Raw genomic sequence first — 2,941 nt, forward strand, 5'->3', positions numbered from 1 at the left:
AGTAATAGATAAAAAAAAATACCGTATATTTTTAATTATACGGTATTTTATAATAAATTGGGGAGAAATTGATCTTAGACTTTTAGAATGCAGTTGTATCTTTAAATAAGCCAAACTTTTAAATCTTTTGCTTCATAAATCAGCTTACCATCAACATACACTTCGCCATCGGCAATACCCATAATCAGTTTACGATTGATAACACGTTTGAAATCAATTTTATAGGTAACTTTTTTTTGCTGTTGGTAATATTTGCCCAGTGAATTTTACCTCACCGACACCAAGCGCACGGCCTTTACCTTCACCACCAAGCCAGCCAAGATAGAAGCCGACAAGTTGCCACATGGCATCTAGGCCTAAGCAACCAGGCATAACCGGATCATTGACGAAGTGACAATCAAAGAACCATAAATCTGGCTTAATATCGAATTCTGCTTCGATAAAGCCTTTATTATGGGTGCCGCCATCTTCTGTCATTTTAATGATGCGATCCATCATTAACATATTACCAGATGGCAGTGGTGGGCCATCTTGGCCAAATAATTCACCACGGCCTGAAGCAATGAGGTCTTCTTTAGAATAAGATTCGCGTTTATCAACCATTGTCTATATAGCCTTTATCAAGTGTAAGATAACAGAATAGCTTACACTTGTACGCTGAACAACTCCGATCACTTGAAACAGAATTATCTGAATAGACGTAAGAACCAAGGCAATTTAGGTCTATCCTGATTATTTGCGAGTGTTATGCGATCATGGATCACAGCTAACAAGTGTGAGTCTGATTGTTCTGGTTCACATTGCTCTTCATAATATGGCTGACGGGTCAATAATGTTATTGCTTCCGCAACATGGGTAACAGGCCAAATATGAAATTTCTCTTCTTTTACCGCTTGCTGCACATTTTCGTTGAGTACAAGATGACGAATATTGGCAAGAGGAATAATTACGCCTTGCGCACCTGTTAATCCTCTTTGTTGGCAGATATCAAAGAAGCCTTCGATTTTCTGGTTTACGCCACCAATCGGTTGGACTTGACCAAATTGATCGACGGCACCTGTAACAGCAATTTGTTGATCAATAGGTTGTTGTGCCAGTGTACTAATAAAAGCACATAATTCAGCTAAAGAGGCGCTATCACCATCAACTTCACCATATGATTGCTCAAAAACAATCGAGGTGCTAAATGGCTGTGGTTGGTCTAAACGTAATTCTGAGTTTAAGTAAGCTTGCATAATCATCATGCCTTTTGCATGAAGATTACCGCCAAGCTCAGCTTTTCGCTCAACATCCGTGAACTCACCATCACCTATATGTGCAACGCAGGTAATGCGAGTCGGTTCTCCGATTAAATCAGGGTATCCTGGGTAATCTAAGACAGAAAGTCCATTGATTTGACCAACAGCTTCACCTTCTGTTTGTATCATAACTTGGTCTTGTAAAATCTCGTCACGACTACGTTCTAACAAATAACTGTGTCGCCATAGGCGATTTTCTTCTGCTTTTTTCAATGCATCAGCATTTAGAAAAGCATCATGATTAAAACGTACTGCATAGCGAAGCTGGCGTAAAATCCATTCTAAATCTAGGCTCAAAATTAGCTGATCTTCATGTTGTCTTGCTGCTTGTGTTAGCAAGACTTCCCAAGCATCAGCAGATAGAGAAGGCAGACGATATTTTTGGCACAGTGAATTTACAAAGCCGCACCATTGAGCAAGAGCTGTTTCGTCTTCTAAATACATGTCGTATTCATATTCACCATATAAAGCAGTACTACTTAGTTCTGGCTCTATAAATTCAAGCTCTTCAAGACTAAGTCTATCACCAACTAAAATAACTCGAAGGTTAAGTGGCATACTTTCAATAGGTAAAGGCAGGGATTGGTTGTCATTCCAGACCAACCACTCAAAACGCTGTTCTTCAACCATTTTCTTAAGGCGGAACCACATTAATGGTTGCGCAAGTAAAGATTTTATAGAGAGGACTAAGATGCCTCCATTTACTTTATGCAACAATCCAGGGCTAAGGGTAACTTCATCTTTATGGCAATAGAATGAACCAAAAAGTTGTTCAGGCTCTATCCATTGACAACAAACAATAGATTCTGATGATGAAAATGTACTTTGTACATTTTCTTGCCAATCGATTTTACTGGTTTCTGCTTGATAACTGCCAACAACAGGATCTGTTTTGATCCCTGATTGCGTTAATGTGTCTGTCAGCATATCAAAGTAAGCAGTGGAATCATCCGCTTTTAACAGCATAAACTGCCCTGAATCTGCATTATTTAACCATTGCAGGCTTTCATACAGGCGAGGTTGAACCTCACGTAGTAGAGATGCAGGTAATTGAGATGCTGTTTGAAAGAAAGTTTGGTAGGAGGCGTAATCAGGACGTAACGCCTGCCATTCTAATTCGTTGTTTTTCAAGGTTACCGTTTTTATTATTGATTAGTGAAAAGAGATAATTAGATATCATATAAGTCGATATCTATCCTGCAATAAGACGGTTCTTTAACTGTCATCAACTGTATAGGCAGGGAATATGTACTGCTACGACCTTATAATGACGAGTTAATGTAAGGTCATTAAGGTTTTATCATAGCGACGCTCGATTCTATCATAACGTGTTCAGAAAACTATCCCTTATCGAGGCTTGTTATTAATTGATAAGAAAGATTATGTGACTGCTCCCCCGCCGTAAACGGCGAGGCTTCCCACTTCTCAGACCGCAACCCTCTGTACGACGGATTTACGCGGGTCTCCATGGGCTGAAACGACGAGTCCCGCCGCGTGTAATTCCAATATGCCCTTGTGTCGGATATTGATTGCCGCATTGATATCTCGGTCATGTTCAACTCCACATTCAGGGCATTGCCAGATACGCTTATGTAGTGGCATTTCTGACATTTTATGACCGCAGCAATGACAGGTTTTCGAAC

Annotated in this window: 2 protein-coding genes and 1 pseudogene; all 3 read right to left on the minus strand. The window is 39.9% G+C overall.

Features of this window, described 5'->3' with window-relative positions; translation table 11 throughout:
* Window positions 1–82 precede the first annotated feature (82 nt).
* Window positions 83–603 (minus strand): annotated as a pseudogene (fabA, locus tag BHE89_RS13760) (bifunctional 3-hydroxydecanoyl-ACP dehydratase/trans-2-decenoyl-ACP isomerase).
* An 83-nt stretch (window positions 604–686) separates the two neighbouring features.
* Window positions 687–2,429, minus strand: a complete 1,743-nt coding sequence (locus BHE89_RS13765) for an AAA family ATPase (protein WP_069368268.1) — start codon at window positions 2,427–2,429, stop codon at window positions 687–689.
* A 294-nt stretch (window positions 2,430–2,723) separates the two neighbouring features.
* The coding region (locus BHE89_RS13770) for a zinc ribbon domain-containing protein (protein ID WP_141008301.1) at window positions 2,724–2,941 on the minus strand (218 nt) is incomplete at its 5' end.

The sequence above is a fragment of the Shigella sp. FC1967 genome (assembly GCF_001743005.1).
GTDB lineage: Bacteria > Pseudomonadota > Gammaproteobacteria > Enterobacterales > Enterobacteriaceae > Proteus.